We start from the raw sequence: 5,697 nt of genomic DNA, 5'->3' as shown, positions 1-5,697 counted from the left end.
CGGGAGTGGTGTAGGAGCGGCGAGGTGATCACCGCGATCTCCGGCGTGGGCCGGGTCGGTCAGGCGGCCAGGATAGGCAGGCTGACGAGCGGATCATCGCCGATGGCGGCAACGCTTTCCAGGGTCATGTAGCGGCAGCGCTGGACGGCCCATTCGTCGTTCTGCTCAAGCAGCAGGGCGCCGACCAGGCGGAGGATGGCGGCGTCGTTGGGGAAGATGCCGACGACTTCGGTGCGGCGCTTGATCTCGCCGTTCAGCCGCTCCAGCGGGTTGGTGGAGTGGATCTTGGACCAGTGATCCTTCGGGAACCCCATGTAGGCCAGGACGTCCGCCTCGGCCTGATCCATGAAGGCGGCGAGCTTGGGCAGCTTGGGCTTGAGCTGATCGGCGACCTTGCGCCACTGCGCCTGGCCGGCGGCGGCATCCTCCTGGGCGAAGGCGGTGGCGATGAAGGCCGAGACGACACGGCGGCCACTCTTGCCGGCGTGGGCCAGCGCGTTGCGCATGAAGTGGACCCGACAGCGCTGCCAGGTGGAGTTCAGCACCCGGGCGGCAGCGGCCTTCAGGCCCTCATGCGCGTCGGAGACCACGAGCTTGACGCCACGCAGGCCGCGCCGGGCGAGGCCGCGCAGGAACTCGGTCCAGAAGGTCTCGGCCTCGGACGGGCCGACGTCCAGGCCCAGCACCTCGCGGCGGCCGTCGGTGTTGGCGCCGACCGCCACGATCACCGCGACCGAGACGATCCGCCCGGCCTGTCGCACCTTCACGTAGGTGGCGTCGATCCACAGATACGGCCAGTCGCCCTCAATCGGGCGGGTCAGGAAGGCCCGGACCTTCTCGTCGATCTCCTCGCACAGCCGGCTCACCTGGCTCTTGGAGACGCCCGAACCGCCCATGGCCTTGACCAGTTCGTCCACAGAGCGGGTCGAGATCCCCTGGACATACGCCTCCTGGATCACCGCCGTCAGCGCCTTCTCCGCCAGCCGCCGGGGCTCCAGGAAGCCCGGGAAGTATGACCCCTTGCGCAGCTTCGGGATACGCAGTTCCACCATGCCGGCCCGGGTCTCCCAGTCTCGCTCGCGATAGCCGTTGCGCTGGTTGATCCGGTCGGCGCTGCGCTCGCCGTGTCCGGCGCCGGTCAGGTTCTCGACCTCCAGTTCCATCAGGCGCTGGGCAGCGAAGCCAACCATCTCACGCAGCAGATCGGCATCGGCGCTCTTCTCCACCAGCGCCCGAAGGCTCATCATCTCATCGGTCATCGTGGGTCCTTGGTTCGCGTTGAAGTTTGGCGACCAAAACCCTACCGAAGATCCGCGATGACCACCGCTGTGGATAAGCAGCCCGCCTGTGCCAGACTCGTGGCGGTCGCTCCGGCGGGCTACTTACCCACAGCTCCTACACCACTTGGTGGGACACAACCATCGGCGCCTGGGCCGGCGCTCGGGTCGGGCGGTTCCGGACGAGGAGCGGGAGTGGGTGGCGCGGCTGTATCGGGAGCGCTATGCCGGCTTCACGGTGAAGCACTTCCACGAGCGCCTGGTGAGCGACCACCGGTTCAACTGGGGCTACACCTGGACCAAGGGGGTGCTGCAGGCGCGTGGGCTGGTGGCGAAGGCGCCGCGGCGCGGAGCGCATCGGCGCAAGCGGCCGCGGCGACCGCTGGTCGGCATGATGCTGCATCAGGACGCCTCGCAGCACGTCTGGCTGTCGGGCCTGGGAGCGTTGGACCTGGTGGTGACGCTCGACGATGCCACCAGCGCGATCTATTCGGCCTTTCTGGTGGAAGAAGAAGGGACGCAATCGAGCTTTCGCGGCTTGGCCGAGACGATTGCTGGCCACGGGCTGTTCTGCAGCCTGTACACCGACCGGGGCAGCCACTACTTCCACACCCCGGAGGCCGGCGGCAAGGTGGACAAGGCGGCGCCAACGCAGGTCGGGCGGGCTCTGGCCCAGCTCGGGATCGAGCATATCCCGGCCTATTCGCCCGAGGCCCGCGGCCGGTCGGAGCGCGCCTTCCGCACGTTGCAGGACCGGCTGCCCAAGGAGCTGCAGCTGGCCGGCATCGTCGACGACGTGGCGGCGGCCAACCGGTATCTGCGTGAGACCTACATCCCGGCCCACAACGTCCGCTTCGCCGTGGTGCCGGCGGAGCTCGGCTCGGCCTTCGTGCCGGTGGAGGAGCATCAGTGGTGCGACATCCTGTGCGTCCAGGTCGAGCGGACGGTCGCGCCCGACAACACCGTGGCCTATGACGGCCGCCGATTGCAGATCCCGCCCCATCCGGCCCGGGCACATTTCGTGCGGGCCAAGGTCCGGGTGCACGACTATCCCGACGGCACCATGGCGATCTTCCATGGGCCGCGCTGTCTCGTGCGCTGGCAGCCAGGGGAGATCGTGCCGCCCGGTGATGATGAACTTCGCGTCCCGTCCGCCGCTTTCGGGGCCGGCGGTGCGGCGGCGGTTATGGCTGCGCCCTCCGGGCTTGCCTTCACCGCCGCCGCACCGCACAACAAAGCGCTCACTTCGTGTGCTACCTGAACCGGACATCTTCAGGCGCTCTCTACAAATCATCTGTTGCGACATCGTAGCGCTGCGGACCCCGTGTTATAATGAAATGAAGAGGGCTCGCAATAATATCGCTATAGACTGGTTTATAGGAAATTTTAGCTATGATCGGAAAGAATTCACCCTTCGAACCGATTGATCCATCCCGGATCGCGCCTTTGATTGACCAAGGAGATACTGAGGGACTCGGCACCCTGCTTGATGCGCTAACACCAACCCGGCTTTCATCGACGGCACGTGGCCTGGCAGTCGGCTCGGACCTTGGAATGCGCTTGATGGGCGTCAACATCATTGCCAGCGACTTGGCGCGCGGCCTTGATTCACCGCAGGGAGGCGCACTCGCCGAAGCAGTGCTCATCGTCGGACGGGCACATCTCGACGATCCGGCCTGCAATCCGCAACGCATCGCCGAGTGCATGGCGAACTCCGCTTGCTCCCTCGCGGCAGCTCATCAGCAGGCCGGCAGGCACGACGACATCGTTCTGCTGTCGGACGAGATGGATGTGCTGCTCGCCGGTCGCACTGACGGCAACTACCTTGCCCGGCTGCGGCTTGCCGCGGTCGATGCGCTAATCGCCATGAATCGGCTCGAGGAGGCGGAGCGCGCGCTCGCCGCACTGGAAGGCGCCGGCTGCAGCGATCCATCGCTGTCTTTCACTCGCGACCGGCTGGCAGCGCGACTGCAGAACGCGACCGAGCTGGCCGACAACCGGTCCCCCGATCGGGCGGCGCAGGATCAGTACCGTCAAGGCATGATCGCCTCCGCCGAAGCATTGCGTGCCATGGTTGCCGCCGATCCGGACATGGCTGGCCTTGCCGCTGGCTTCGATGCCCTGGCTCGCCAGGCGCAGACCGAGGCGTTGCCGAAATCGGCGTGGGATGTTTTCGACCGCGCGTCCACGCAGCATAAAATGCTGGCCGGCCTGCTCGGCCTCGACAACTCCGCGCTGCATGTTTGGAAGACCCGCGTGCGCGAGGCCTCCCGCGCGTTTCGCGACAATGATGGCCGCGATCCTGCGCTTCTGGCGCCCGCACTCCAGACCTTCCGTGAGGCCGTCGACTGGTTCGACGGGCATGATCAGCGCGAGGATGGCAACAATGCCCGATGGTGCGCCTACATTGCGGAGCGTCGCCTCGGGCGCCCGGGCGCGGCGCTTGACGTGCTCGACGAGTTGGCCGGACGGCTCGAACGCGACCGGGCCGGCATCGCCGATCCGCTCCGCCGTGCCGGCCAGGCTGCCTCCTTTCCAATGCTGCCTGCTGCAATGGTCGAATGCGCCGACATGATCGGCCAACCGACGCGCATGCTGGCTGCGATCGAGAGGGCGAAGGGACGCGCCCTTGCCGAACTGCGGGCCGCTGCAGAAGGCGTCGCAATTGATGAGGCGGCACTGCAGGTCGACCCCGCCACCGTGGCCTCTCTCGTTGCAGAACTCGGCATCGGCTACGCGAGCTATCTCGCGATCGACGATGCGGTGTTCGGCGTTGCAGTCTGGCCCGACGGTACCTGGCACCGTGCCCGCATTCCCCTGGACACGGCAAAACGGGTCGCCCTCTGCGGCCGCATCCAGCCGAAGACCTGGCGGGTTCCAGGCCGCTCTGCGGCTTTCGACTTCGGCGCCGAGCTGGCGCCGCTGGTCGACTGGCTGGTCCCGCTGCTCCCGGACCTGCCGCCGGACGGGCACCTCGTGCTCAGCCCCGATGGCGAGTTGCATCAATGGCCGCTTCAGATGGCGACGACGCCGGAAGGCCCGCTCGGCCTCGTCGCCGGCGTGACGCGCGTCCACGGCGTCGACGCGCTACGCCGTCTCGCCGCGTCGCCGCCCGCTCGGCCGTCTCGATCCGTCGCCGTTCACATCCCGGCGCGTAACGAGGCCGAGTTGGCGGCAAAGAAGCGTGCCATGACCCAGAGTATGGCGGCGCTGCCCTGTCCGTCTGCCATTCCCGCCAAGCGGGCCGATTCCGCCTGGTTTGCCACGCTTGACGCCGCCAGCGCGGTACTTCACCTCAACGCGCATGGGGTCTTCCCCGAAGCGCGGATATCCGACGGCATCGATCCCAACCCTTATCATTCAGCCGGACTGCTAATTTCTCATGAAGGTGAATTGCCCGAGCGCAGCGGCGCCTGGAAGCACCGGCTGACTCCGTCGCTCGTGATGGAGGCACCTGGCCTGAAGGTCGACGGCGCGATTGCGATTCTGCAAGGTTGCGTCTCAGGCTTGGCCAAGGAGGGGCTGGGCGGCGACGCGCTTGGCCTCGAATGGGCGCTGCTGGCGCGCGGTGCCGACACGGTGCTGGCCAGTCACTGGGACGTCGACTACCGCTCGGCCGGTGCCTTTTGTCGGCACTTCAACACAGCGTGGCTCGGCCGGGGCCGCAGCCGTATCGCCGCCTGGCAGGAGGCCGCAGCCCGAACCCGGGAGGATCCCGAGGGCGGGCCAGCCGAAGATTGGGCCGCGTTCTCGCTTTCCGGTGATTGGAGATAGTACATGGACCTTCGCAAAAACGTCGCCGCCCTCTCCGACCTTGCCGCGGTCGCGATTTGCGAGGAGTTGGCCGCTGCCCTCCTCGCTCAACCGGACGTATCGCTCGATGCCGCAGTCGCCGCACTTCCGCCGATGCTTGCGGGTGACCCCGACCTCGCTGCACTACACGCTGGGCTCGAGGAGCGCTATCACTTCGCACTGCCGCCCGAGATCTCAGTTCCGCTCGCCCGTTCCCTGCTTGACGCCGCCGCAGGCGACCCGGCGCTGGCGCCTGCACTGGCGGCCGTACTCGACGCGCACCGCGATACCAAGCAGTTCGTCCTCGAGGTGCTGGCTCTCGGAGCCGCGGTATCGATGGTGATCTTCGCGGCGACCACCAGTTACAAGGACGGCAGGATCGAAAAAAAGGTGCTCACTCCGGCGCAAGCCGAGCAGTTCGGCGCTTGGCTGAGGGAGCTAAAGCCCTGGGCCAGCTCCAATGATGGTTGAGCCGCGAGTCACGCGCCAGGCGCTCATGCCGTGGCATGGGCTTCTGGTTCTTCTTTGGATCAACCGCCTCCTATCTCAAGCATCTGAATTCGCGGTCATCGCGCCGGGGGTCCGAAACCAGACGACGACCAGATTTTCCGATTCCGAAATTGCCGAA

Annotated in this window: 4 protein-coding genes; 3 read left to right on the top strand and 1 reads right to left on the bottom strand. The window is 66.8% G+C overall.

Going from position 1 to position 5,697, the window contains the following annotated elements:
- Positions 1–59: 59 nt before the first annotated feature.
- The gene (locus tag FFK22_RS40660; RefSeq protein WP_138893520.1) at positions 60–1,259 is read right to left on the bottom strand and encodes an IS256 family transposase; all 1,200 of its coding nucleotides are present in this window, start codon (positions 1,257–1,259) and stop codon (positions 60–62) included.
- A gap of 88 nt (positions 1,260–1,347) precedes the next feature.
- On the opposite strand from FFK22_RS40660, the gene FFK22_RS40655 reads away from it, so the two are divergent.
- From FFK22_RS40655 to FFK22_RS40645, 3 genes are all read left to right on the top strand, one after another.
- Positions 1,348–2,538: an ISNCY family transposase gene (locus tag FFK22_RS40655; protein ID WP_306770255.1), complete on the top strand. Its 1,191-nt coding sequence runs from the start codon at positions 1,348–1,350 to the stop codon at positions 2,536–2,538.
- 302 nt (positions 2,539–2,840) lie between these two features.
- Complete coding sequence (locus FFK22_RS40650) at positions 2,841–5,051, top strand: CHAT domain-containing protein (protein WP_186002945.1); 2,211 nt, start codon at positions 2,841–2,843, stop codon at positions 5,049–5,051.
- 3 nt (positions 5,052–5,054) lie between these two features.
- Complete coding sequence (locus FFK22_RS40645; protein ID WP_138893517.1) at positions 5,055–5,540, top strand: hypothetical protein; 486 nt, start codon at positions 5,055–5,057, stop codon at positions 5,538–5,540.
- The last annotated feature ends 157 nt before the right edge of the window (positions 5,541–5,697 follow it).

This window comes from Mycobacterium sp. KBS0706, assembly GCF_005938675.2.
GTDB lineage: Bacteria > Pseudomonadota > Alphaproteobacteria > DSM-16000 > Inquilinaceae > Inquilinus.
Note: the sequence above shows the minus strand (reverse complement) of the source record. Positions and strands in the feature narration are given on the sequence as shown.